Source organism: Nocardioides sp. Soil_C_8 (genome assembly GCF_057656315.1).
On record NZ_JBDGKQ010000003.1, the window covers coordinates 170,944 to 196,955 of the forward strand.

Below are 26,012 nucleotides of genomic sequence, written 5' to 3' on the forward strand. Positions count from 1 at the left end.
GTCCGTGGTGGGATCCATGCATGGTGGAGGTCGTCGTCGGCGCGCTGGTCCGGGAGGGCCGCGTGCTGCTCGGGCACCGGAGCGCGAGCAAGCTCGCCCATCCGGGCGTGTGGGACCTGCCAGGCGGGGTCGTCGAGGCCGGCGAGTCGGAGCTCGAGGCGCTGGGCCGGGAGCTGCACGAGGAGCTCGGCGTGCGCATCGCGACCGGTTCGACCTCCTGCATGTGCCGGGTCGTGGCCCGACCCGCCGGAGAGCCGGTGGAGCTGAGCGCCTGGCTGGTGACCGGGTGGGAGGGAACGCTCGCCAACCTCGCCCCCGACGAGCACGACGACATCGCGTGGTTCGGCCTGGCGGACCTGCCGACGCTCGCGCACGACGTGGTGCGCCAGCGCCTGCTCCGCGTCAGGACGTGAGGTCCTGGCAGGCCGCCGTGTCCGTGAAGGCGTCCTCCAGCTCCTGGGCCCCGTCCAGCGCGCGGAGGTCGGTGACGGCCGCCTGGGAGTCGGAGATCATCTGCGCCACGGCGCCGCTGACGGTCGAAACGGCCGACAGCAGCTCGCCCATGCCCTGCGGCTGGTCGCCGGACGCGTCCTCGACGACGGCGGCCTGCTCCTTCAGCTGGTCGGACAGCGACGAGATCCGCTCCTCGGCCTCGTCGCCAGCGTCGGTGTCGGGGACGCCCAGGTCACCCAGCTCGTCCACCAGCGTGGACGTGGCGGTGCGGACCTCGGCGAACGTCGACTCGATGTCGGCGGCACTGAGGTCGCGTGGCGTGCTGAGCGTGTCCTTGGCGTCCTTCAGCGTGGTGGTCCAGGCGCCGACCGTCGTGCAGACGTCGGAGGCCCACGACTCGGCCGCGCTCGGCTCGCTAGCGGAGTCGTCGTCGGACTGGCCGCACCCCGACGCGACCAGCGCCAGCACGGCGGCGAGCCCGGCGAAGGCAAGAGGGCGCACGTCGACTCCTCCAGGTCCCGACAACAGGTGCTGGCTCGATAGTCGCCCGGGCAGGCCGGTCGGACCCCACCCGCAACGGGTGGTTCGAGCCGGGCCCTAGGAGCGCAGCCTGCGCGGGATGCCGGTGTCGAGCTCGGGCGGCTCGGCGATGCGGAGCTTGACGTCGACGCAGAAGAGGCCGTGCGCGTTGACGACCACGGGCTCGAGGGTGAGGTCGGAGACGTGCGGCACGTCGACGGCGAGGCGCCCCACGGACGTCACCAACGCCTCGAGCGGGGCGAGGTCCACCTCCTCGAGACCGTGGTCGCCGACGAGCTGGGGCCACAGCCGCAGCGCGCGCACCGCGCGCGCGGCGTCGGCCGCTCCGACGGGCGGCAGCAGCAGCACCTCGTCGGCCCAGCTGCCGACCGGCCCTGCCGCGCCACCGGCGACCCGGACCAGGGGGCCGAGCTGCGGATCGCGCACCAGGCCGACCGACGCGAGGTGGCCGAGCACCAGCGGCTGGACCAGCACGTCCACCCGGTCGTGGCCGAGCTCGTCGGCGAAGCGTCGTACGGCGTCGGCGACGTCGCTCCCGGTGCGCAGGTCGATCCGCACCAGACCGCGGTCCGACTTGTGCAGCACCGTCGGGTCGGCCACCTTCACGGCCACCGGGTAGCCGATCTCCGCCGCCACCGCCTGCGCCGCCTCCGGCCCGGGCGCGATCCGGCCGACGAGGTGGATGCCGTACGGCGCCAGCAGCTCGGCCTGCGCGGAGGGGGCCAGCCACTCCGGCTCGCCGTGCCGGGCGGCCAGCCGTGAGCGCACCCACGTGCGGGCGTGCACGCCCCTGGTGCCGAGCTCGACCTCGGGCTGGTCGGCCGGCACGCGGCGCCACGCGGCGTAGCGCATGGCCCGCCCCAGCGCCCCGATCGCCGCGTCCGTCGTCCGGTAGACCGTGACGCCCGGGAGCCCGCGCGCCGCGTCGAAGGCGGCGCCGGGGGTGACCAGGACGAGGGGTGTGCCGGCACCCGCGGGCCGAGCCCGGGCGACGGCGTCGAAGAGCGCGTCACGGTCGGCCAACCGGTTGGCCACCAGCATGACCAGGACGGCGTCGGCCTCGCCCGCGTCGAGCACGGCGCGCAGCGCGGCCGTGAGCTCTGCCGGGGTGACGTCCGCTCCGAGGTCCACCGGGTTGAGGACGTCGACCGCACCCGGGACGGCCGCGCGCAGGGCGGCGGACAGGTCGTACGACGACGGCGCGACGACCATGCCCTGGCCGTCGGCCCGGTCGGTCGTGAGGGCGCCCACGCCTCCGGTGTTGGAGACGATGCAGACCCGTAGCCCGGACGGCAGCGGCTGCTGCACCAGCAGCAGGGCGGTCTCGGTCAGCTCGGCGCCGGTGCGGCAGGCAATGACACCCGACTGGTCGAGCAGGGCGTCGACGCCGACCCCGACGGTCGAGGAGGCCGACGGGTCCTGCCGCGCCCGCGAGCGGCCGCCGACCACCGCCAGCAGTGGCTTCTGCTCGGCGAAGCGGCGGGCGGTTCGGGCGAACTTCAGCGCGTTGCCGAAGGACTCGAGGTAGAGCGCGCCGGCCGCGACCGACTCGTCGTCCATCCACGCCGCGAGGAGGTCGTTGCTCGAGACGTCGACCTTGTCGCCGAGCGAGACGAAGGCCTGCACGCCGAGGCCGACGTCGCGCGCGAGGTCGAGCAGCGCGAAGCCCATGCCTCCCGACTGGGAGGCGACGGCGAGGCCGCCCACCTCGGGGACGTCGTGGAGGAGCGTCGCGTTGAGGCCGGCGCCGTTGGCCAGCACTCCCTGCGAGTTGGGCCCCACCAACCGGAGGCTGTGCGCACGAGCCAGGGCGAGCAGCTCCTGGCGACGCTCGTCGCTCCCGGTGCCCGAGAAGCCCGACGAGATGACGACCGCCGCCCCGGCTCCATTGGCGGCGGCGTCGCGCAGCACGTCGGCGACGCCCTCGGCCGGCACCGCGACCACGACCAGGTCGACGGGGCCGTCGAGGTCGGCCAGGCTCCGCACCGTCGGCAGGTCGTCGATGACGTCCGCCTCCGGGTGCACCACGTGCAGGGCGCCGGCGTACGACGAGCCGCGGATGGCTTCCAGCACGCCGTGCCCGAAGCCGCCCGCCGACCGGCGTACGCCGACCACCGCGACGCTCGTCGGGTGCAGGAGCGGCCGGAGCGACCGGGCGGCAGCGCGCCACTCGCGCCGGTCCGCCGCCTCCACCGCCTCGCGGGAAGCGTCGGTGCGCAGCTCGACCTCCACCTCGCCCGCCACTGTGCGGCGGGTGGCGCCGAACCCCGCCGCGCGGAAGACACCGAGCATCCCGTAGTTGTCGCCGAGGACCTCGGCGGCGAAGCGGCTGACCCCGTGGCGCCGGCCGAGGGCGGCGAGGTGCTCGAGCAGCAGGCTGCCCAGCCCTCGGCCGCGGTCCTCGTCGGCGACGAGGAACGCGACCTCTGCGGTGTCCGGCGACAGCAGCTCGGCGGTCGCCAGCCCCGCGACCCGGCCCCGCACGAGCGCCACGAGCGCGGCCGACGCCGTGTTGTCGGGTGCGAAGAGGTGGTCGACGTAGCGTCGACCGGCGTCCCGGCTGGGAGAGAAGAAGCGCAGGCGGAGCGTGTCCACCGACACCGACTCGTGCAGGTCGAGCACCGCGTCCCGGTCGGCCTCGCGCAGCGAGCGGATCACCGCGACGGTCCCGTCGGCCAGCAGCACGTCCGCGGGCTCCGCGCTCCAGTCCCGCGGGGCGGGTGTCGGAGCCGCCGAGTCGGTCACGTCCCCAACGTGCCAGAGCAGATCACGACGTGCCAGCGCCTGACGAGGCGAAAGGTGCGCGGTCGGCGCTTCTGTGAGGCTGGCGAACCCCTTCTGCCGACAAATCGTGGAAAGTACCCCACCTTGTGTGTTGACGCCGTCGAATGCTGCTCCCTACTGTGACGCACATCACGGTGGCCCCGCGGCCACGGGTTCGCTCTCATCCCCGCAAGGCCATCGAGAAGGCAGGGCAGCATGAGCTGGTTCCGTTCACCCTCGGCACATGTCAGGACAACCGTCGCGGGGGTGGCGGCCGCGGCCGTCGCCGCCGGCGGCATGGCCAGCGTGCCCGCTGCTGCTGCGGCGGCGCCGCCGCCGGCTCCTGCGGCGTCGAAGGCAGCAGCGAGCGCGACCCCCGCCCAGGCGGCCGCGGCCCTCGCGCCACCGACGTACGACGTCCTCGTCTTCAGCAAGACGACCGGCTTCCGCCACGACTCCATCCCCGCGGGCATCCGGGCGGTCGAGCGACTCGGCGCGCAGTACGGCTTCAACGTCGACGCCACCGAGGACGCCACGCAGTTCAACGACGCCAACCTCGCCCAGTACGAGGCCGTCGTGTGGATGTCGACGACCAGCGACGTGCTCAACGCCTCGCAGCAGACGGCCTTCGAGAACTACATCAAGGCCGGCGGCGGCTACGTCGGCGTCCACGCCGCCTCCGACACCGAGTACACCTGGCCGTGGTACGGCCAGCTCGTCGGCGCCTACTTCCAGAGCCACCCCGCCGGCACCCCCACCGCGACGATCGACGTCGAGGACAAGACGACGCCGTCCTCGTGCGCACTGCCGGACCGGTGGGAGCGCACGGACGAGTGGTACAACTTCCAGAACCCGGTCAACCCCGTGGTCAACGGCGGCGGGCCCGACTACAGCCCGCGCACCAACAGCAACATCAACGTCATCGCCTCGCTCGACGAGTCGACCTACGACGAGCAGGACGGCGCCCCGGGCGACGACGACCACCCGATCGCCTGGTACCAGGAGTTCGACGGCGGCCGCAGCTTCTACACCGGCGGCGGGCACACCCAGGCGTCGTTCTCCGAGCCGCTCTTCCGCCTCCACCTGCTCGGCGGCATCCAGTACGCCGCGGGCGAGGCCCCCGACGCCTGCACCCCGCCGGCGCCCACCGACGCGTCGTTCGAGCAGGTCACCCTGGCCAAGGGCGTCGACAAGGTCGGCGAGCCGATGAGCATCTCCGTCCTCCCCGACGGGCGCGTGCTCCACAACGCCCGCGACGGCCGCATCTTCCTCACCGACCTCGAGGGCAACACCACGCTGCTCTACGACGTGCCGATCTACTCCCACGACGAGGACGGCCTCCAGAGCCTCACGGTCAGTCCGACCTTCGAGGACGACGGGTGGGTCTACCTCTACTACGCGCCACCGCTCGACACCCCGGCCGGCGACGCCCCCAACGACGGCACGGCGGAGCAGTTCGCGGCGTGGAAGGGCTACAACGTCCTGTCCCGGATGAAGATGGTCGGCGACGACCTCGACCCGTCCACCGAGCAGGAGCTGCTCAAGGTCGATGCCGACCGCGGCATCTGCTGCCACGCCGGTGGCGCCATCGACTTCGACGCCGACGGCAACCTCTACCTGTCGACCGGTGACGACTCCAACCCGTTCGTCTCCGACGGCTACGCGCCCCTGGACGAGCGCACCACCCGCAACCCGGCCTACGACGCCCAGCGCAGCTCGGCCAACACCAACGACCTGCGCGGCAAGGTCATCCGCATCACGCCCGACCCCACCGCGGCGTCGTACACGGTCCCGGACGGCAACCTCTTCCCGGAGGCGGACGACACCCAGGGCAAGACCCGCCCCGAGATCTACGCGATGGGCTTCCGCAACCCGTTCCGGATGACCGTCGACAAGCGCACCGGCTACGTCTACCTCGGTGAGTACGGCCCGGACGCCGGCGGCGCCAACCCCAACCGCGGTCCCGGCGGCATCGTGGAGTTCAACCAGATCCGTGAGGCCGGCAACTTCGGCTGGCCCTACTGCACCGGCTCCAACACCGCGGCGGAGACCTACAACGAGTGGGACTTCGCGACCAACTCGACCGGTCCCAAGTTCGACTGCACCGCTCCGGTCAACAACAGCCCGCACAACACGGGCCTGACCAACCTGCCGCCCGCCCAGCCTGCCTGGATCAAGTACGACGGCGGCAACGTCACCTACAACGGCGTCACCACCAACGAGTTCGGCGGCGGCGGCGAGGGCCCGATGGCCGGTCCCGTCTACAACTTCGACCCCGACCTCGACTCGGACGTGAAGTTCCCGGCGTACTTCGACAACCACTTCTTCGCAGGGGAGTGGACCCGCGGCTGGATCCGCGACATCACGATGGACGCCGAGGGCGACGTAGCCGGCATCGACCCGTTCTTCGACTCCATGACCCTCTACGCCGCGATGGACATGGAGTTCGGCCCCGACGGCTCGCTCTACGTCCTCGACTACGGCAACGGCGGCTACTTCACCGGCAACGAGAACTCGGCCGTCTACAAGATCAACGCGATCAACGAGGGCGCCCGCTCCCCGTCGGCGTCGGCCTCCGCCACGCCGGACTCTGGCGTCGCCCCGCTCACGGTGGAGTTCTCGAGCGAGGGCTCGCGGGACCCCGACGCGGGCGACTCGATCGTCAAGTACGAGTGGGACTTCCAGAACGACGGCAGCATCGACTCGACCGAGGCCAACCCGACCTTCGTCTACACCCAGAACGGCGTGTACGACGCCCGACTGACCGTGACCGACTCCACCGGGCGCACCGGTGTGGCCACCGCGGTCGTGACGGTCGGCAACACCCGCCCGGTCGTCGAGATCGAGACGCCGCCCAACGGCGCGTTCTTTGAGTTCGGTGACTCGGTCCGGGTGAAGGTCGACGTCACCGACCCCGAGGACGGAGAGATCGACTGCTCGAAGGTCGAGATCGACTACGTCCTCGGCCACGACTCGCACGGCCACCCGCTCAGCTCCCGCACCGGCTGCGACGTCGTCCTGCCGACCGTGGCCGACGGGGGCCACGACCCCTCGGCCAACCTCTTCGGGGTGATCAACGCCAGCTACACCGACGAGGGCGCGAACGGCGTGCGGACCCTGACCGGCGAGGACGAGGTCGTCCTTCAGCCCAAGCGCAAGCAGGCCGAGCACTTCACCACCCAGCAGGGCGTCCAGACCGAGGCGACGACCGACCCGCTCGGCGGATCGCGCAACCTGTCCAACATCGACGCCGGTGACCACGTGTCCTACGCGCCGATCAGCCTGTTCCAGGTGCCCAAGCTGCGCTTCCGGGTCGCGTCCGGCGGGGCCGGCGGCACCATCGAGGCCCGCCTCGACAGCCCGACCGGCCCGCTCGCCGGATCCGTCGCCGTCCCGGTGACGGGTGGCTGGCAGCAGTGGCAGTTCGTCGACATGGACATCGCCGAGTCGGCACGGGAGGGCTCGCACGAGCTGTTCCTGGTGTTCACCAACGCCAACCCCGCGGCCACCGGCCTGTTCAACGTCAACTTCTTCGACGCCGCCGGCAAGGGTGTCTCGGTCAACTCCCGGCCGCAGGTCGGCGCCGAGGGCACGCCGCGCCAGGGCACGGCGCCGCTCACGGTGGACTTCACCGGTACGGCAACGGACTACGACGGCGACGAGCTCACCTACACGTGGGACTTCGGCGTCCCCGGTGACGGTGACACCGCCAACACGCTCGACGCGGAGTACACCTACGCCGAGCCCGGCACCTACAACGCGCGACTGACGGCGACCGACCCCTCGGGCGCCACCGGCTCCTCCACGGTTCCGATCCGGGTGCTCAACGCCTGCGGAGTGCAGCAGTCAGACGAGTTCGACGGCACGTCGCTCGACGGCAAGTGGGACGTGATCCGCGACAGCGGCGAGTGGAGCGTGGAGAACGGCGGCCTGCAGCTGCCGATCAACAGCGGGAGCCTGTACGGCGTCGGCGGCAACGCCGAGGACATCATCGTGCAGGACGCGCCCGACGGGGCGTTCGAGGTGACGGCCAAGATCACCGCCGAGGTCACCGAGAACTACCACCAGGCCGGCCTCCGGCTCTACTCCGACGACGAGAACTGGGCCTCGGTCCACCTCATCTCGGCCGGTGGCAACCGCGACGTCGAGTTCATCTACGAGGCGGCCGGCAACCCGCGCAACGAGGGCGCCGACAAGCTCGGCGGCGTCCCCGCCGGCTTCCCGTCGACCTACTACGTGCGGCTGATCTCCGACGGCACCAACCTCACTGCGGCGTACTCCGCCGACGGCGAGACGTTCTCCCCGGTCGGTCGGCCCGCGCCGCTGAGCACCTTCACGGCGCCGAAGATCGGCCCGGCCGCCGTGTCGGGTGGCGCGACCAGCACCCCGACGGCGACGTTCGACTGGATCCGCTTCGACCCCGACGGCACGAGCGGCGCCACCGACCCCAGCGACGAGTTCGACGGCACCTCGCTCGACGAGTGCCGGTGGAACGCCATCGTCCGTGAGGACCCCACCAAGTACGACGTGGCCGACGGCGAGCTGACCATCACCACCACGGAGGGCGACATCTACCAGACGCCCAACGCGGCGGGGGCGACCAACTTCATCCTGCAGTCGGGCGCCGGCCTGCCCGAGGACTACACCGCGGAGACGAAGCTGTCGACGACGTTCACCGACGGGTACGCCCAGGCCGGCCTGCTCGCCTACGGCGACGACGACAACTACGTCAAGCTCGACGTCATCTCCGACACCGGGCAGGGCCGGATCAACCGGGTCGAGCTGCGCTCCGAGCTCGGTGGGGCCATCCAGGAGCCGCAACCCCAGGTCGACCTGCCTGCCAACGTGACGTCGTACCGCCTGCGGCTGACCAAGGACGGGACGAGCTACGTCGGTGAGGTCGCCGTCGACGGCGGTGAGTGGCAGCCCGTGGGCACGGTCGCGCACCCGACGGCCGACCTGGACCTCGGCCTGTACGCCCTGGGCGTGCAGCAGCCCAACCGGGAGGCCTCGTTCGACTACTTCCGGCTCACCCCGGCGGCGGCCGAGAACCGTCCGCCCGTCGCCGACGACGACACCGCCACCACCTCGGCGGGTCGACCGGTCAACATCCCGGTGCTGGTCGGAGACACCGACCCCGACGGCGACACCCTCACGGTCGAGTCGGTGACCACCCCGGGCCACGGCACGGCGACGATCAACGCCAACGGCACGGTCCGCTACACGCCCGCCGCCGGCTTCGTCGGCACCGACACCTTCGACTACACGGTGACGGACGGCAACGGCGGCAGTGACACCGGCACCGTGACGGTGACGGTGACCGAGGCCTGCGAGCTCGAGACGCCGGACGACACGTTCGAGGGCACCAGCCTCGACACCTGCCGGTGGAACGCGATCGTGGCCGGTGACGCTGACAAGCGCCGGGTGGCAGACGGACGCCTGTTCATCACCACGACGCCCGGCGAGATCTACCAGGGCGGTACGGGCAAGTCGAACCTCGTCCTGCAGTCGGCCGACCACGCCGGCGAGGACTGGGTCATCGAGACCCACGCCGACGTGTCGAAGCTCGACGGCGGCTACAGCCAGGCCGGGCTGATGGCCTACGGCGACGACGCCAACTACGTGAAGATCGTGGTGATCTCCGACGACGGCAGGGCGACCCCCAACCGGGTCGAGCTGCGGTCGGAGGTCAACAACGTGATCGTCGGGACGAACCCGCAGCCGGAGCTCGCGATCCCCGCCAGGACCGACCTGACCGACATGAGGCTCCGCCTCACCAAGGCAGGCACGTCCTACGAGGGTGAGGCGTCCTTCGACGGCGGCGAGACGTGGGTGGACCTGCCCCGAGCGGTCGACAACGCGATGGTCGAGCCGAGCTTCGGCGTCTTCGCCGCGGGCGTGCTGCAGGAGGGTGACGAGGTCTCCTTCGACACCTTCCTGGTCGACGGCGAGGACCCGGTCGACCCGGTCAACGCGGCCCCGAAGGCGGTCGACGACACCGCGACCACGACGCAGGGCACGCCGATCGACATCGACGTGCTGGCCAACGACACCGACGCCGACGCGGGCGACGAGCTCTCCGTGGCATCGGTGACCAAGCCGGCGCACGGCACGGCAGTGGTGGCGGCGAGCGGCAAGGTGACCTACACGCCGGACGCGGGCCACTCCGGCACCGACACCTTCGACTACGTCGTGACCGACGGGACCGACTCCGACACCGGCACGGTGACGGTCACGGCGACGAAGAAGCCGGAGGAGCAGCCCGTCCCGGACACGACCATCACGGGTGCGCCGCGTGAGGGCACGCGCGCGAAGACGGCGACCATCAGGTTCGTCGCCACCGGTCCGGGCGCCGCAGGAGCGACGTTCCAGTGCTCCCTCGACGGGGCCGCCTGGCAGGCGTGCACGTCACCCCAGACCTACCGCGACCTGGCTGACGGCCAGCACGAGGTCCGGGTCCGCGCGGTGGGTGTCGGCGGCACCGACGCCACGCCGGCGGTGGCCACCTGGACCGTCGACCGCACCGGGCCGCGGGTCCGGAAGACCACGCCGAAGGGCTCGACCCGCGACCGCACGCCGAAGGTCGGCGCGTTCATCACCGACCGGCTCTCGGCGGTCCGCGCCGGCGACCTGAAGCTCTTCGTCGGCGGGGAGCGGGTCCGGGGCGTGGAGTACAACGTCCGCAAGGGCCGGATGACGTGGACGCCGAAGCGGGCCCTCGCTCCGGGGCGCTACGCCGTGCGCCTCGTCGCCGAGGATGCGCTGGGCAACCGCACGGTCGAGACGTGGAGGTTCACCATCCGCCGCTGACACGCCCGCACCACACGATCGCCGGCCGCCGGGGGAGCCCCCCGGCGGCCGGCGCCGCTGCGCACGCGTACCGCACGACATCACCCGCAGCGGGTGATCGTCCCCCGCCGGGTCCGATCTAGCGTCGGGACACGACCACGACCGACGAGGGGGCGAGGATGCACGTCGTCCGCGGCCCCGTCCTGCGACCGCGCAGGTCGACGTGGTTCGGAGCCGCGATGGCAACCGTGCTGGGCGCGGCCTGCGTCCCGGTGCTGGTCCTGTCGACCGCCGCACCGGCGCGAGCGCTCGACCCCGTGAACCCGGTGACCGTGCCGCTCAACGGGCACCCGGCCAACAGCGGCTTCCTCGCCTTCGTGGAGGGTGACGTGTCGGTCACCGCGGACGAGTCCGAGGGGACGATGGCGATGGGGGGCGACCTGATCATCGGCCGCAACTACAACGTCGCGGCCGGCTCACCTCCTAGCCAGCCGACCTTCACTGCCCCCGGCGACGCGCGCCAGACCTACCTCTACGTCGGCGGCGGCGTGCAGTGGCCCGCTGCTGGAGTGCAGGTGTTCGTCGAGAACGGCGGGTTCACCAAGGTCGCTGACACCAGCACGTACGACGCCTTCAACACCGACAACAACGGCGCCACGGTGAACTACCGGCTCGTCCCGGAGGGCCAGCCCTACACCTCGGGTCGCTTCATCGATGGTCGGACTCCGCTCCAGGCACCCGCCTCGGTGGGTGCGCCGGTCCCCAGCTCACTGATCGACATCCCAGCCGCGTTCTCGACCTACCGAGGACTCACGCAGGAGATGGCGGACTGCCCCGCGACGGTCGAGCTGACCGACACGAACGGTACGCCGCTGCCGACGCCGATACCGCCGGGCGCCCAGGGACGACTGGCCCTCGTCCAGGGACAGACGAACGTCCTGACCCTCAGCGCGGAGGACCTGGTGAACCTCTCCGAGATCACCTACCTGACCGCACCGTCGGCCAGCACGCCGTTGTTGGTCAACATCACCGGGAGCACCTACGTCGGTGACATCCCGAACCAGGCGGGGATCGGTGGTTCGCAGGCCCCGTACATCCTGTGGAACTTCGCTGACGCGACCACCGTGACGGTGACGAGCGGGGCAACCCTGGAGGGGACGCTCTACGCACCGAACGCCGTCCTGAACTGGCTGCCCAGCCAGAACATCGAGGGCAACATCATCGCCGCCGAGTTCAACCACGGCCCACGGCCTGTCCGAACAGCACCGCGAGAGCTGCACGACTTCCCGTTCGCCGCCACCCTGTCGTGCGTGGCCGCGGTGCCGAGCGCGGAGCTCACCTTGGTGAAGAACGTGGTCAACGACGACGGTGGGACGGCGACGGCGGGGGACTGGACGCTGACGGCGAGCGGGCCGACGCCGGTGACCGGGGCCGGCGACAGCGCGGACGTGGTGGACCGGACGGTGCAGCCGGGTGACTACGTGCTGTCGGAGTCCGGTGGGCCGTCGGGGTACGCGGCGTCGTCCTGGACGTGCGACGGCGGCACGCTCGACGGGGCGACCCTCACCCTCGTCGACGGGGACGACGTGGTCTGCACGATCACCAACGACGACGTCACAGTGCCGAGCGCGGAGCTCACGCTGGTGAAGACCGTCGTGAACGACGACGGTGGGACGGCGACGGCGGGGGACTGGACGCTGACGGCGAGCGGGCCGACGCCGGTGACCGGGGCCGGTGACAGCGCGGACGTGGTGGACCGGACGGTGCAGCCGGGTGACTACGTGCTTGCGGAAACGGGTGGAGCGCCGGGGTACGCGGCGTCGTCCTGGACGTGCGACGGCGGCACGCTCACCGGGGCGACCCTCACCCTCGTCGACGGGGACGACGTGGTCTGCACGATCACCAACGACGACGTCGCTGCTCCGACGCCCACTCCGACGCCCACTCCGACGCCCACTCCGACGCCCACCCCGACGCCCACCCCGACTCCCACCCCGACTCCCACCCCGACTCCCACCACCGCCCCGACCACCGCGGGTCCGGAGGTCGCGGACGCAGACGACCAGACCGAGGTCTCGGCGATCCTCCCGTCTACAGGTGGTCCGCCGGCGGCGGGACTGGGCCTCTCCCTCCTGCTGCTGGGCACCGGGGGGCTGCTGATGTGGTGGGGACGCCGCGGTCGGCCACGTGGCCGGCACGCGCCGCGGTAGCTCGGTGCGGCGGAGTCCGGGGCCCGGCCTCACCCAAAGGGGGCAGGAGCGCGCAGGAAGTCCTGACGACGGACGAGCCGACGGCTAGCGTGGAGGTTCCGACCACGCGACGGGCGCGTGGCCGAGCCCGAGCGCGGGAGGACCCGGGTGCTGACGCTGCTCGCGACCCTGATGGCCGGCGCCGGGCTGGTGCTGGCGGCGCTGGCGGCATACGTCGCCTGGCGTCGCGGCACGGCCATGGGCTGGAGCCTGGCGGTGCTGCTGGTCGCCGTGGCGTGGTGGGGGACGGCGTACGCCGTGGAGCTCACGGTCGACGACGTGGCGACCAAGAGCCTGTGGGGCGACCTCAAGTACGTCGGCATCGTCACGCTCGCGCCCGCCTGGCTGGTCTTCTCGCTGCAGTACACCGGCCGGGGCCGGCTGGTGACGCGTCGACTGGTGTTGCTGCTGGCGATCCCCGCGGTGGCCGCGCTGGTGGTGCTGGCGGTCCCGGCCACCCACGACCTGGTGCGCTCCTACTCCCCGACGGCCCGTGCGCACGACCTGCCGGACGTCGACTCGGGCCCGGTGTTCTGGGCGATCTTCGTCTACAACAACGCGCTGCTCGTCGGAGCCACGGTGCTGTTCGTCGCCAGCATGGTGCGGCTGGCGCGGACCTACCGCCGGATGGCTCTGGTGCTGCTGGCCTCCGCGTTGCTGCCGTGGGCCGCGAACATCCTGCACAACCTCGAGGTCGGCTGGTTCGCGCTGATCGACCTGACGCCGTTCGCGTTCACCATCACCGGCGGGCTGCTGGTGTGGGGCCTGTTCGAGGAGCGACTCGTCGACCTGGCCCCCCTGGCGCGCAGCGCGGTGGTCGAGAGCATGACCGACGCGGTCTTCGTCCTCGACGCCTTCGAGCGGGTGGTCGACGTCAACCCGGCAGCCGTCGCGCTCGCGGGCCGGCCCCGCGGCGAGCTCGTCGGCAGGCGCGTGAGCGACCTGATGGACACCTCCGAGATCGTGGACGTCGGCCCGGGCGGGCTGGTCCTGGCCAACGCCGCCGGCGGCCACCCGCGGACCTTCGACGTCAGCCAGCAGCCGCTCACGGACGTGGCCGGGCGCACGGCGGGGGAGCTCGTCGTGCTCCGCGAGGTGACCGAGCGGGTCCGCGACCAGCAGCGCCTCCAGCAAGTCCTGGACGACCGTTCCCGGGTCGCTGCCACGCTGCAGGCCAGCATGGTGCCGACGAGGCTCCCGGCCGTCCCGGGGTGCGAGCTCGCCAGCCGCTACGTCCCGGCGGGCGACGGACGTGAGATCGGCGGCGACTTCCTCGACGTCTTCGCGCTGGACGAGGACACCTGGGCGTTCGTGCTGGGGGACGTCAGCGGCAAGGGGGCCGAGGCGGCCGCGGTCAGCGCCGCCACCCGCTACACGCTGCGTGCCCTCGCCGACCCGGCGCTGTCGCCCGCGGCGACGCTGCACGAGGTCAACACGGTGCTGCAGGCGCAGACCGAGTCCGAGCGGCACTGCACGCTCGTGCACGGGCACCTGCGTCCGCCCCACGAGCACGATCCCTCGCAGGCTCCGCTGCACATCACCCTCACCCTCGCCGGCCACCACTGGCCGCTGGTCCTGAGGGCGGACGGCGAGGTCGAGGAGGTCGGCACGCTCGGCACCGCGCTCGCGCTCTTCGACGACCCCGAGCTGCACGACGCCGCGGTCGACCTCGCGCCGGGCGAGGTGCTGTGCGTGTTCACCGACGGGCTCCTGGAGGCGCGCCACGGCCGGGACCAGTTCGGCTCCGAGCGGGTCGCAGGGCTGATGCGCACGCACCGCGACCGCTCCGCCGACGCGCTGGCCGGTGCAGTGCTCGACGCCGTGCGCGCCTTCCACGGTGAGGAGCTGGTCGACGACCTGGCCATGCTCGTGGTCCGGTACACCGGCAGCGAGCTCCTACCCTCCGGGAGGGAGCAGGACCGACACGACGCTGCCACCGTCGGGCCCGCCGTCGACCCAGATGCGGCCGCCGTGCCGCTCGACGATCCGTCGGCAGGTCGCCAGACCGATCCCGCTGCCCGGGTAGTCGGTGGCCTCGCGGTGGAAGACGTCGAAGACGCGCTCCCGTGACTCCGGCGCGATGCCGATCCCGTTGTCGCTGAAGCGGAGCGTCCACGCCTGCGTGGCGGGGTCGTGCTCCGCGCTGACGTGCACGAGCGGTGTGACGTCGGGTGCGACGTACTTGAACGCGTTGCCGATCACGTTGGTGACGACCTGCCGGAAGAGCACGGCCTCGACGTGCAGCGACGGCAGCCGGTCCCGGGTCACGCGTCCGGGCCGGTCGGCCGCGATGGCGAGCTCCTCGGCGACGTCGTCGACCAGGGCGGCGAGGTCCACGCACTGGCGACGCAACGCGGCGCTCTCCGCGCGCGAGTAGACGAGCAGGCCCTCGATCAGCGAGTTCAACCGCCGGGCCGATCGTGAGATGGCTGCAGCACCCCGGAGCGGACTCCCGTGCCCGTGCGACTCGACCAGCAGGTCGGCGTGCATGAGGATCGCCATCAGCGGTGACTTGAGGTCGTGCGCGACAGCGGCGGTGAAGCGGTCGAGCTCCGCGTTCGCCGCGGCCAGCTCCTCGTTCGTGCGTCGCAGCTCCTCGTTGAGCCGGACGAGCTGCTGCGCGGCGGCCAGCCGCTCGGTGATGTCCACCAGCTGGTGGATGCTGTGCATCGGCGCGCCGTCGATGTCACGCACGACGCTGGCGCTGAAGGCCACCCACACCGGCCGACCGTCGGGCCTGACGAAGCGCTTCTCGTACTGGAGCTTGTCGACCTCGCCGCGCAGGAGCCGGGGGACGAGCTCGGCGTCCAGGTGCGCGTCGTCGGGGTGCGTGATGTCGCTGGACGACATCGACCGCAGGTCGTCGGCCGGGCGGCCGAGCATCTCCGCGGCGGCGGGGTTCGCGGACACCACGAGGCCGAACCCGTCGTCGTCGACCGCCGTGAGGAGCATGCCGACCGGCGCGTTCTCGAACGCCGTGCGGGACCGGTTCTCGCTGAGCTCGAGGGCGCTGCGGGCAGCTTCCCGGTCCGTCACGTCTCGGATGAAGGCGTGGAAGCGCGGACCTCCCTGCCACTCCAGCTCGCCGACGCTGAGCTCGACCAGGATGCGGCTGCCGTCTCGGCACAGCGCCTCGACCTGCACCGGGTCGGCGCCCAGCCGCGGACGCCCGCCGGTCGCGCGTCGGCGAAGCCCCTCGTGGTGCGCCACCCGGTACTGCTCCGGCACGACCAGGTCGGTGAGCAGCTCTCCGGCCGCCTCCTCCACCGACCAGCCGAAGAGTCGCTCGGCGGCACGGTTCCACCACTCGACCCGGTCCTCGTGGTCGAGGACGACGAAGGCGTCCGGCGACGTCTGCATGGCCGCGACGAGGAGCGGGTCGTGGGGGGCGGCGGGTTCGCCGTTCATCGGCTCAGTATGTGAGCCCGGCGCCGGTTGGAGTGAGTGGTCACACCCCTCGGGGTGGTGGGCGTTTCACCCTCGCCGGGGGAACCGCGGGGGAGTCCGACGGACCACGATCGTCGTACTCTGACCACACCGAAGGGACCACCCATGGCAACGCTCACCGTCTGGAAGTTCGACACGGCCGATGGCGCCGACAGGGCGACCGACATCCTGAAGGACATGGCGGCCCAGCGGCTGCTCAACATCCACGACGCCGCCACGGTCCGGTGGGAGGAGGGGAAGAAGAAGCCGCAGACCCGGCAGTTGAACAACCTCGCCGGCGCCGGAGCCCTCGGGGGTGCGTTCTGGGGGATGCTCTTCGGACTGATCTTCTTCGTCCCCCTGCTCGGCGCGGCGATCGGCGCGGCCTCCGGCGCGCTGGCAGGCTCGCTGTCCGACGTCGGCATCGACGACAAGTTCATCAACCGCCTCCGCGACGAGGTCACACCCGGGACGTCCGCCCTGTTCATCATGACGTCGGACGTGGTGGTCGACCGGGTGCACGAGGCGTTCGCGGACTCGAAGCCGGAGCTGATCTTCACCAACCTCAGCGACGACCAGGAGCGCGCGATCCGTGAGGTCTTCGAGGAGGCCTGAGCACCGCTCGGTGCCACACCGTCAGGTCCGGTCCTCGTGCCGGCCCTGACGGTGTGGTGCTATGGCACCCCGCTGGGTGCCACCGCCGGGTCGGTGCGGCTCCGGCGCCTCGAGGAGGCGCGTGCCCTCGAGGTCATCGACGCGATCATCGTGTCCTGGGCGCCCGGCGCCCACCGCCCCCGCGTCACGCGGCTGTGGCCTCCTGCGGAGGTCGGCGCGCGTGAGCCGTCGGTCCTCGTGGCGCTGCTCCGAACGGCGCTCCGTGCCGCCCAGGACGGCGACCATCTCCCCTCGGACGTCGCAGACCGGCTGGCCGCGACGGGCGTCGACCCGGTCCTGCTCGACGAGATCACTGCACGGCTCGCGCCCCGCACCTCGGCGCTCATGGTGCTGTCCGGCGCGGCGGACCTCTCCGTCGTCGTCCCGGCCGTGCGGCAGCGGGTGGTCAGCGGCGAGGTCACGCTGCTGAGGGCTGACCTCCCCGGCGACGGGCCGGCACTGCTCCGCACGGCGGTCGGCCTCGAGCCGCCGCCGACCGACTAGTGTCGGCCCGGCTCAGACGGAGCTGCGGCGCTTGTCGAACCAGCCCCACGCGAGGGTGAGCAGCAGCGCCCCGACGAACGAGCCGATCAGGCCGCTGGCGCGCAGCTCGAGACCGTCGCCGGCGAGCAGGCTCACCAGCAGGCCCCCCACGAACGAGCCGATCAGACCGGTCACGATGGCGATCGTCCAGTTCACGTCGCGCATCGACCGGCCGAGCGCCATCTGCGCCAGGCCGCCGGCGATCATGCCGAAGAGGATGATGGCGAGGATCAACATGCAGGGAGCGTAGTGCCTCGCGCGCGCCTACGGTCGGATCTCGGGGGCGTAGTGCACAGTCCGGTCGCGCCCGGTCGACTTGGCGCGGTAGAGCGCGAGGTCGGCGCGCTCCACGACCTGGTCCAGGGGCAGGTCCGGGTCGAGCTCGGCGACGCCGAAGCTGACGGTGGGCAGGGGGAGGTCGGGCTGGGAGCGCTCGGCCAGACCCGTGCTGATCGTGTGGGCGACGAGCTCGGCCCGCGCCGCGTCGGCGCCGGGGAGGAGGATGACGAACTCCTCGCCCCCGTAGCGGGCCACGAGGTCGGTCGAGCGCACGGCGGCGCGACAGCAGTCCGCGAACGCCACGAGGGCGCGGTCGCCGGCCGGGTGCCCGTACTGGTCGTTGAGCTGCTTGAAGTGGTCGAGGTCGGCCATGACGAGCGACCCGGCGACACCGTCCGACGCGGCGGAGCCGGCATGGCCACGGGTCGCCCGGCGTGCCGCCTCGGCCAGCTGGTCGAACGCTCGCCGGTTCAGCAGCCCGGTCAGCCCGTCCCGGGCCGCGGTGTCGCGGAGGGCCTCCTTCTGCTGCTCCTCGCTCAGCGTCGACATGCTGAACGACACCGTCGCGAGGAGGACGGTCGTGGCGAGCGTCGTCACCTGCTCGCCGAAGAAGGTCGCGAACAACGGCTGGTCTGGCCCGACCGCGAGGAAGGCGATCCAGCGCGCGAGGTAGAAGGCGGCCACCGTGCAGCACGCCAGCAGCAGCGCCCACACGGTTGCGCGGTAGCCGTGCCCGTCGGGGTCGGCAGCGGCGATAACGCTGCCCAGCAGGCCGCGCAGCTCCACCCCCGACAGGCCGAGCTGGATCCACATGGCCGCGAGGAAGAACTCACCGCCCGACCAGACGTCCGTCGCCGGGTCTCCGAGCAGCGACATCGCCCCCACGACGATCGGCGCGATTGCCAGCAACCCGCGGGGAAGGGCAGGCCGGTCCCGTCGCAGTGAGCGGCTGCCCGCCCACACGCAGCCGGCGCCGAGCGCGATGAGGGTGTTGCCGAGCGGGTTGGCCCACACCTGGTGCGTGGTGCCGGACAGGAGGTAGGCCGAGGCGCCGACGAGGAACATCGTGAGGGAGATGCACCACCACGCGGCGTAGGCCGACCGGCCGTTGCGGTACGTGATGACGTAGAACAGCAGCACCAACGTGAGCGCGACCAGCGCGAAGGACACACGGAGACTTCCCGTGTCGAGCGTCATGGCCGTCCCTCCGAGTCGGGTACGTCGGAATCCTTGCAGGTCGGACCGGCAAACGGCAGCCGGGTGCTCGTCACCGGAGCCCGATCAAGCCTCGAGCACGACCTCGGAGTGGTCGAGGCGGGGGAGCCGGTCGTACCACGCGTTCTCGCCCGGTCGGCCGAGGTTGACCACGAGGAGCGACTTCAGGGACGTGTCGGCGAAGAACTCGGCGTCGAGCGCGCCGGCGTCGAAGCCGCCCATGGGTCCGGCGGCGAGGCCGGCGGCGCGAACTCCCATGAGGAAGTAGCCGATCTGCAGGGTCGCGTTGAACCGGGCGGCCTGCTCGCGGGCGGCCGGGTCTGCGAACGCGTCCTTCGCGCCGGGGAAGTGCGGGAACGTGCGGTGGAGGTGCTCGTGGAAGTCGGTGTCGGCCGCGAGGATGGCGACCAGCGGAGCCTCGGCGGTCTTGTCGCGGTTGCCGTCGGCCATGACCTTGAGCAGGCGCTCGCGGGCCTCGCCACCTCGCACCAGGACGATTCGGAGCGGCTGGTTGTTCATCGCCGTCGGGCCGTACTTGACGAGGTCGTAGATCGCCGCGACCTGCTCGTCGGTCACGGGCTCGTCGGTGAAGGTGTTGGCAGTGCGGGCGTCCCGGAAGAGCAGCGCCTGGGCTTCGGGGGACAGGGCGAGGGTGTCGGTCATGACCCGCTCAACAACGGTTGAGGATTCAATCAATCCCCCGTCGGACGTGACTGCGCCCACACCGGCCGACGCCGGGATCGTCGGTCCGGAGACCCCGGCCGGGCGGCCCGCCGTCAGTTCTGGGTGAGCCTCCCCTCGACGCGCGGGTCGACCGGGCTGTTGGCCGTGACGTAGTCGGTGGCGATCTGCATCAGGTCGTCGCCGGGCTGCTGGACGTCGGTGCCACCCGCGAAGACCGTGTAGCCGTCACCGCCGGTGTACATGAAGTCGTTGGTGACGAGCCGGATGCTGTCGCCATCGGCGATGGGTGTCTGCGTGCCCCCGATCCCGTCCGGGGTCTTCCACATGCCGTCGACGACCGCCGTGGTGCCCTCGCAGTGGAAGGTGGCACGGAGGCCGGAGACCTGCGGGAAGCGCCCGGTGGCGATGGCCGGGTTGCAGACCGGCGAGAAGCCGTTGAGGAACGCCTGGCGCAGCTGGGCACCGGTGAGGGTGAGGATCGTGGTGCGGTTGCCGAACGGCAGCACCGCGAACATCTCGCCCCACGTGATCTCGCATGGCGCCTCGCCGGCGCTGGGCGGCGAGCAGACGAGGTCCTGCCGCAGCCCGCCCGAGTTGGTGTACGCCGCGTCGATCCCGGGGTACTTCCCGCGCATCGCGTCGGCGACCATGTTGCCCATCTCCGACTCGAGGAGCCGGGTCGGGGCCCGGAGGATGTCGTTGGCCTGCGTGCCGATCACCTGGTTGCGCAGCACCGCGGTCGCCGCGTTGGCCTGGTCGACGATCGCCTGCACGTCCGCACGACCCGTCACGCCGAGGGTCTTGGCGACGCGGGTCGCGCCGCCTGCCCAGGTGACGTCGCCCTTGTGCACCATCAGCTGGAGCACGGAGTAGGACGCACCGGCGTTGATGCCCTCGGTGATGAGGATGTCGCCCCGCATCAGGTTGGAGACCCGGTGCGTGTGGCCCACGACCATCGCGTCGACGGTCGTGTCCTGCAGCTCGTCGGCGATGCCGAGGATCGGGCCCTCCCAGGCCACTCCGGGCGTGGTGCCGACCGGGTTGCTGCCGAGCGCCGTTCCCTCGTGGATGACGACCACCTGCACCTTCACGCCCTGCCGGCGCAGCCGCTCGGACTCGGCCTTGATCCGCGGCCCCTCGTCGAGGAACTCCAGGCCCTCGGTGGCACCCGCAGCGACCAGCTCGGGCGTTCCCTCGAGCCCGGCGCCGATGACGCCGACCTTCACGCCGTTGACCCGGAACACCACCGACGGCGTCACCCAGTCCGGTGCCTCTCCGGTGTCCTCGTCGACGATGTTCGTCGCGAGGAACGGGAAGTCGGCCCGGGCCTGGTGCTCGAGCAGGCGGGCGACGCCGTAGTCGAACTCGTGGTTGCCGTACGACGTCGCGTCGAGGCCCCACGCGTTCTCCACGTCGATCGCGGGCATGTCCTCCAGCAGCGCCGAGTTCGGGGGAGAGGCGCCGACGTTGTCGCCGCCCGCCAGGATCAGGCCCTGCCCCGGGAGCGCTGCGAGGTCCTCGTCGAACATCGTCGCGAGGAACGACGCACCGCCGACCCGCGCGTTGATGGCGTTGTCGTACGCCCGCGTCGTCGGGTCGAGCTGGCCGTGGAAGTCGTTCAGCCCCACGATCGACACGGGGGTGTACCGCTTCCCTCCGTCGGCCACGTCGAGCAGGACCTTGCCCTGGCTGTGCTGCGGCTCGGGGATCCCGAGCAGGAACGCCAGCGTCGGGGCGAGGTCGATCGATCGCGCATCGACCTTGCCGCGGCCGATGCCCTCGCCGCCGGCGAGGAACGTCGCACGCATGTTGATGTTGGCCGCCAGGTCCTGCACGTCGGGGACGTAGCCGTGCTGCCCGAAGAAGTGCGAGGGCGCCACGAGCGTGCCAGGCGTCGCCGCGTCGAACTGGTAGGGCGGGTAGGAGAAGACCACCAGGTCACCGGTGCGGGTCGGGTGCGCCATGTCGGCGGTGCTGCCCGGACCGTTGGGGATGTAGCGGGACTCCGCCTTGGTGAAGGCGCGGTCGATGACCTTCCAGCCCTCGGGGTTGCCGTCGTGCGTCCAGTCGTTGGGGTCGGACAGGGCGAGGTACTTCGCCTTGATCGCCGCGACGGTCGACGCCTCGTCGGCCGCTGCGACCTGCTGGAGGCCGCCTCCGGCCGGGTCGCGCCCGGCGAGGTTGAGGTAGACCTGCAGCGCACCGCCGGCCCAGCAGGCCTTGGCCTTGCCGATCGTCTCGCCGGTTGCCGTGCGGCAGTTCGAGGTCTGCGGCCGCGACAGCAAACCCATCTCGACCAGCGGCAGGCTCGCGTCGACCGCGAGGAACTGCGGCGCGAAGCCGTGGTCGGAGCCGACGAAGGTGGTCGGGTCCTTCCCGACGAGCTTCCGTGCCAGGCGCAGCGTCTGGTCGGACTCCTGGTAGGCCTCGCGGATGAACGCCGAGCGTTGCTTCACGCGTCCGTCCTTGACGCCGTCGAGGTCCACGTCGTCGTACGCCGGGTTGGCTGCGCCGTTGGGCAGGCGCTTGCTGACCAGTCCCAGGAACTGGTGCTGGAACTCGTCGGTGGTGGGCATGCCGACCATGAGCAGGTCGGGCTGGTAGGTCTCGGCGATGTACTCCAGCATCGGCCAGTGCCCGGTGGACCAGTAGAGACCCTGCTGGACGTAGGTCTCCTCACTGGTCACGCCCGCCTCGAGGATCGCGAAGTCGGCCGCGGTGGACGTCGGGAACTCGGCGGCGAGGTACTCGTCGAACTCGGTGTAGCCCGGCTCGCCCGGCCACGTCGGCCAGCTCGCGATCGCGCGGGTCACCGAGGTGTGGAACAGCCGGACGCGGGACAGGTCGGGGGAGAGGGTCTCGACCTTGACCAGCATCCCGGCGGTCTTGCCGGCGAGCGCGCCGCCGACGATCTTCACCTTCACGTCGGCCCACTCGCCCTGCTCCAGGTCGCCGACGGCGTCCGCGCCGTTCTTCGTGGGCGAGAGCAGCACGCGGTCGTACTTCGTACGGCCGTCGTTGCGGCTGTCGTAGATGTAGGCGTTCAGGCCGTACTTGTCGACGCCCGCGTCGAGCACCCGCATCCGCATCTCCCGTGCCGGGCTGTACGACCTCGGCACCCCGGTCCATCCGGTGGCCGGGGCGGGGGCGGCGGCCGGGAACGGGGCCTGTCCCGCGTAGCCGGCCGGGTGGTCGAACTGCAGCCCGAACGAGGCGATGAACGGCGCGTCGTCGAAGAGCACGTCGCCCTTCTGGCCGATGAAGTTCGTGGTCACGCCCCGACCGGAGGAGAAGGTCTGGAAGTCGATCGTCGGCCCCTGGATGGAGGCGTTGCGCCCGCCGGCCCACTCCATCTGGGCGACCTTCAGGCCACCGCGCTCGGCCGCCTGCGCGATCGACTCCGCCTGCAGCACGCCGGGGTCGAACGCAGCGGTGCGGGTGGTGCCGAACGGGTCGCCGTTCTTGTGGAACGTGTTGTTGGTCGAGCCGGTCACCCCCGGCCACGCGCCGGTCGCCATCGTGTACCAGCCCGCCCCGGTGTTGGGCGGCGCCTGGGTGAGCATGCCGTCACCGCGTGCCTTGACGCCGTTCTTCAGGAACTTCCGCATCGTCGGCATCACGCCCTGGTCGGCGTACTTCTCGACCAGGTCCTGCCGCAAGCCGTCCGAGGCGAAGAAGACCGCCTCGTCCGACGTGGAGTGGGGTGACGGATGGTGTCCGCCGCCCTTGTGGGCCGACGCGGCTGGGGGGCCCACAGCGAGGGCTGCGACGGCGGCGGGGGCCACGAGGGCCAGGGCTGCGACGGCGATGACGGGACGACGGTCTGTGCGGTTCACGGCACCCTCCAAGGCGGGGTGGGAGCCCATCCCTTGAGGACCGTGCTGCGCCCGGGCGCGGCTCCCCGGGGATGGATCGAACCTCCACCCGCGCCCGGGTGGCGTCAAGGCACCGATTTGGGTATGTCCGTGCCGCAGCGGTGCAGGACGGGCGGCACCAGGCGCCTGTCAGCTGTCGGCCCGGAGGCGGAACCCGGTCGCCGGAAGCTGTGCGGGGACGACGGTGATGGACGCCCTGCCCGTGTTGTTCGAGGGATGGGGCTCCCCGGGCACCCGGACTCGCGCAACGTTCACGACGCGACCCGCGACGGCACTCGTGGTCCGGGCGACCACGAACACCGGGGCTGCCCTCCTCCCGGCGCCGACGCCCTTCCGGAGCACGCACCTGGCCGTGTCATCTGACCTGCGGGCCGTGCACGACCACCCCTTGCCACTGGAGGAGACCAGCTCGAGTCCCGCGGGCAGCCGGTCGCTGACCGTGATCGGCCGGGCTGCGGGGTCCGCGCCCCGGTTCCGCACCGACAGCCGGTAGCGGACGGTTCCGCCGACCGGGGACACCGCACCGGAGACGGCACTCTTGCTGAGCACGAGGTCGACGTCCGGGACCGACGGTACGGGCGTCACGGGCGTCACGGGCGGCACGGGGGGCACCGGGGGCACGGTCGGCACCGGCGGCGCGGGTGGCACCGTGGTCGTGAGGATGAAGTCCTGACCGCCGCGGATCTCACCGGCGGTGGTGATGGTGACGGTCCGGGTGGTCGGGCCGATGGCCGAGGCGCCGTCCGGCGCGACGGCGGAGATGGCGTACGTGCCGGCCGGCAGCGTGTCGAGGAAGTACTGCCCGTCCGCGTCGGTCTGCAGCGTCCGGGGCCCGCCCGGGCCGTCGACCGTGATGGACACACCTGCCGCGGGGGCGCCGTCGAGGGTGACGGCACCACCGAGGGCGCCGGGCCGGGTCAGTGGGAGGTCCTGCCCTGTCAGGCCCGCGGCCGGCACGGCCACGGTCCGCGGTGGGGGAGCGGTCCATCCGTTGGGCGCGACGACGGCGAGGGTGTAGTCGCCGGGCGGGAGGCCGTCGACCTCGTACGTGCCGTCGCCCGTGGTCACCGCAGTGAACGTGGCCCCACCGCCGACGGGGGTCAGCACGACCTGGATGCCCCCGACACCCGCGCCGGCGCCGGTGACCGTGCCGGTGACCGCGGGCAGGTCGACGATCGTGAAGTCCTGACCGGTGACGGGCGTGTTCGCGACCGTGATGCCGCCGATCTGGGTCCCGGCCGGACCGGCCGCGTAGCCGTCCGGCACGGTGATGGTGATGGTGTAGTCGGGTGCGGTGGCGTTGTCGTCGAAGAGGTAGGCGCCGTCGGCGTCCGTGGTCGTCGTAGCGGTTCGGCCGGGGCCGTCGAGGGTGACGGTGACACCTGCGACGGGTTCTCCGGTGACCTCGTCCAGGACGGTCCCGCTGATGGGTTGGGGGACGACGGCCCGCACGGCGAACGCGGCTCGGCTGGCGGCGTCGTTGTCGTTCCCGCGGTTCGACACCGTCTGCTCGGCGGGCCCGAGGACGACGCAGCCCTCGGGGACGTCGAGACGCACGACGTAGCCGCCCTGGGTGGCGAACTCGCCGAAGCCGTAGGCGCCGCCCGGCGCGGGGGTGGTGGTGGCGAGCACGTCACCGGCCGGGGACAGCAGCGACACGCTGGTGCCGGTGGGCGAGCAGGACCCGACGGTGGAGACGTCGGTGACGGTGCCGCCGACCGGACGGGCCCGGCTGACGAACCAGGTCTGGTAGACGGGGAACCCGGCGCGGCGGGTGAAGGTCATGGTCAGGCTGGTGAGCGGGATGTCGGGCTCGAACCAGCCGGATGCGCCATCGGTGTCGATGGCACCGGCGTTGCCGGTGAGCGTGGCGGTGGTGGGGCTCCACGTCGGCTGGTCGGTGCCGCCGGCGTAGTTGAAGGTGCCGCGGAACCACGTGTCGACCTCGCTCGACGGCACCGCTGCGCCGACGGCGTCGGTGGCGGTGAGCGAGACCTGATCGGCATCGATGTCGCCCAGCACGAACGCCCACCCGGTGTCGGGTGTGGGTGCGTCGAACGTGTAGGTCGTGGTGGACCCAGCGGTGGAGGTGTCCGCCCGGGGCCGCAGCACGAGGTAGGGGTTGGCGGCGCTGCTCCCGTACTTGGCTCCTGGCGGGGTGCCCGTGCCCAGGAAGGTCGCGGCTCCCGCCGCGACCTGGACGGGCGAGCGGGAGTCGGTCGCCACGGTGGCCGCAGGGAAGCCGGGAGACCGCTGTGACATCGTCAGGCGGAACGAGTTCGAGGCGCCTTCCACCGGTGACCATGCCGCCCACCGGTCCGTGACCGCGAACGCCGGAGCGGCGACCAGCAGCGCCAGGAGTCCCACCAGCACCGGTGAGGTCTTCCACCACATCAGATTCTCCCGCCCCGAGAAGCCGCCCGTCGAACAACCCCTGTCGAACCTTCCCTCGGGCACAGTACCGACGCGACGCGGCCGCCGACAGGGGTGCGGGTCAGCGGGCGCATCACCCTTCTCAGGTGACCCGATCGGCCGCGCGCGG

13 protein-coding genes and 1 pseudogene are annotated in these 26,012 nt (G+C 71.9%); 6 read left to right on the plus strand and 8 right to left on the minus strand.

Annotated elements, in window-relative coordinates; all coding sequences use genetic code 11:
- Window positions 1-20 precede the first annotated feature (20 nt).
- Window positions 21-413 carry an NUDIX domain-containing protein gene (locus tag AC3A3L_RS14485; protein WP_487640744.1) on the plus strand — a complete coding sequence of 131 codons (393 nt, stop codon included), beginning with the start codon at window positions 21-23 and terminating at the stop codon, window positions 411-413.
- Here AC3A3L_RS14485 and AC3A3L_RS14490 read toward each other — a convergent pair.
- Both AC3A3L_RS14490 and AC3A3L_RS14495 read right to left on the minus strand, forming a co-directional pair.
- Window positions 403-954, minus strand: a complete 552-nt coding sequence (locus AC3A3L_RS14490; RefSeq protein WP_487640745.1) for a hypothetical protein — start codon at window positions 952-954, stop codon at window positions 403-405. The genes AC3A3L_RS14485 and AC3A3L_RS14490 overlap by 11 nt on opposite strands.
- A gap of 96 nt (window positions 955-1,050) precedes the next feature.
- The gene (locus AC3A3L_RS14495) at window positions 1,051-3,738 is read right to left on the minus strand and encodes a bifunctional acetate--CoA ligase family protein/GNAT family N-acetyltransferase (RefSeq protein ID WP_487640746.1); all 2,688 of its coding nucleotides are present in this window, start codon (window positions 3,736-3,738) and stop codon (window positions 1,051-1,053) included.
- Window positions 3,739-4,023: 285 nt separating this feature from the next.
- On the opposite strand from AC3A3L_RS14495, the gene AC3A3L_RS14500 reads away from it, so the two are divergent.
- From AC3A3L_RS14500 to AC3A3L_RS14510, 3 genes and pseudogenes are all read left to right on the plus strand, one after another.
- Window positions 4,024-10,566: a ThuA domain-containing protein gene (locus tag AC3A3L_RS14500; RefSeq protein ID WP_487640747.1), complete on the plus strand. Its 6,543-nt coding sequence runs from the start codon at window positions 4,024-4,026 to the stop codon at window positions 10,564-10,566.
- 158 nt (window positions 10,567-10,724) lie between these two features.
- Entirely contained in the window at window positions 10,725-12,755 is a 2,031-nt protein-coding gene (locus AC3A3L_RS14505) for a collagen-binding domain-containing protein (protein ID WP_487640748.1), read from the plus strand.
- A 171-nt stretch (window positions 12,756-12,926) separates the two neighbouring features.
- Window positions 12,927-14,663: pseudogene (locus AC3A3L_RS14510) on the plus strand (histidine kinase N-terminal 7TM domain-containing protein); the annotation flags it as partial.
- Between the two features lie 27 nt (window positions 14,664-14,690).
- Here the strand turns inward: AC3A3L_RS14510 and AC3A3L_RS14515 are convergent.
- Complete coding sequence (locus AC3A3L_RS14515; RefSeq protein WP_487640749.1) at window positions 14,691-16,202, minus strand: sensor histidine kinase; 1,512 nt, start codon at window positions 16,200-16,202, stop codon at window positions 14,691-14,693.
- A gap of 144 nt (window positions 16,203-16,346) precedes the next feature.
- Between AC3A3L_RS14515 and AC3A3L_RS14520 the strand changes: the two genes are divergently transcribed.
- Both AC3A3L_RS14520 and AC3A3L_RS14525 read left to right on the plus strand, forming a co-directional pair.
- Window positions 16,347-16,835 (plus strand): DUF1269 domain-containing protein, encoded by a 489-nt coding sequence (locus AC3A3L_RS14520; protein WP_487640750.1) that lies wholly within the window; start codon window positions 16,347-16,349, stop codon window positions 16,833-16,835.
- 36 nt (window positions 16,836-16,871) lie between these two features.
- Complete coding sequence (locus tag AC3A3L_RS14525) at window positions 16,872-17,378, plus strand: hypothetical protein (protein ID WP_487640751.1); 507 nt, start codon at window positions 16,872-16,874, stop codon at window positions 17,376-17,378.
- Between the two features lie 12 nt (window positions 17,379-17,390).
- Here AC3A3L_RS14525 and AC3A3L_RS14530 read toward each other — a convergent pair whose 3' ends face one another.
- From AC3A3L_RS14530 to AC3A3L_RS14550, 5 genes are all read right to left on the minus strand, one after another.
- Window positions 17,391-17,654 carry a GlsB/YeaQ/YmgE family stress response membrane protein gene (locus tag AC3A3L_RS14530; RefSeq protein ID WP_487640752.1) on the minus strand — a complete coding sequence of 88 codons (264 nt, stop codon included), beginning with the start codon at window positions 17,652-17,654 and terminating at the stop codon, window positions 17,391-17,393.
- Window positions 17,655-17,681: 27 nt separating this feature from the next.
- Entirely contained in the window at window positions 17,682-18,893 is a 1,212-nt protein-coding gene (locus AC3A3L_RS14535) for a GGDEF domain-containing protein (protein WP_487640753.1), read from the minus strand.
- 84 nt (window positions 18,894-18,977) lie between these two features.
- Window positions 18,978-19,574 (minus strand): malonic semialdehyde reductase, encoded by a 597-nt coding sequence (locus AC3A3L_RS14540; RefSeq protein ID WP_487640754.1) that lies wholly within the window; start codon window positions 19,572-19,574, stop codon window positions 18,978-18,980.
- A 113-nt stretch (window positions 19,575-19,687) separates the two neighbouring features.
- Window positions 19,688-23,431: a 5'-nucleotidase C-terminal domain-containing protein gene (locus tag AC3A3L_RS14545; protein ID WP_487640755.1), complete on the minus strand. Its 3,744-nt coding sequence runs from the start codon at window positions 23,429-23,431 to the stop codon at window positions 19,688-19,690.
- 168 nt (window positions 23,432-23,599) lie between these two features.
- Window positions 23,600-25,864: a carboxypeptidase regulatory-like domain-containing protein gene (locus tag AC3A3L_RS14550; RefSeq protein ID WP_487640756.1), complete on the minus strand. Its 2,265-nt coding sequence runs from the start codon at window positions 25,862-25,864 to the stop codon at window positions 23,600-23,602.
- Between the last annotated feature and the right edge of the window lie 148 nt (window positions 25,865-26,012).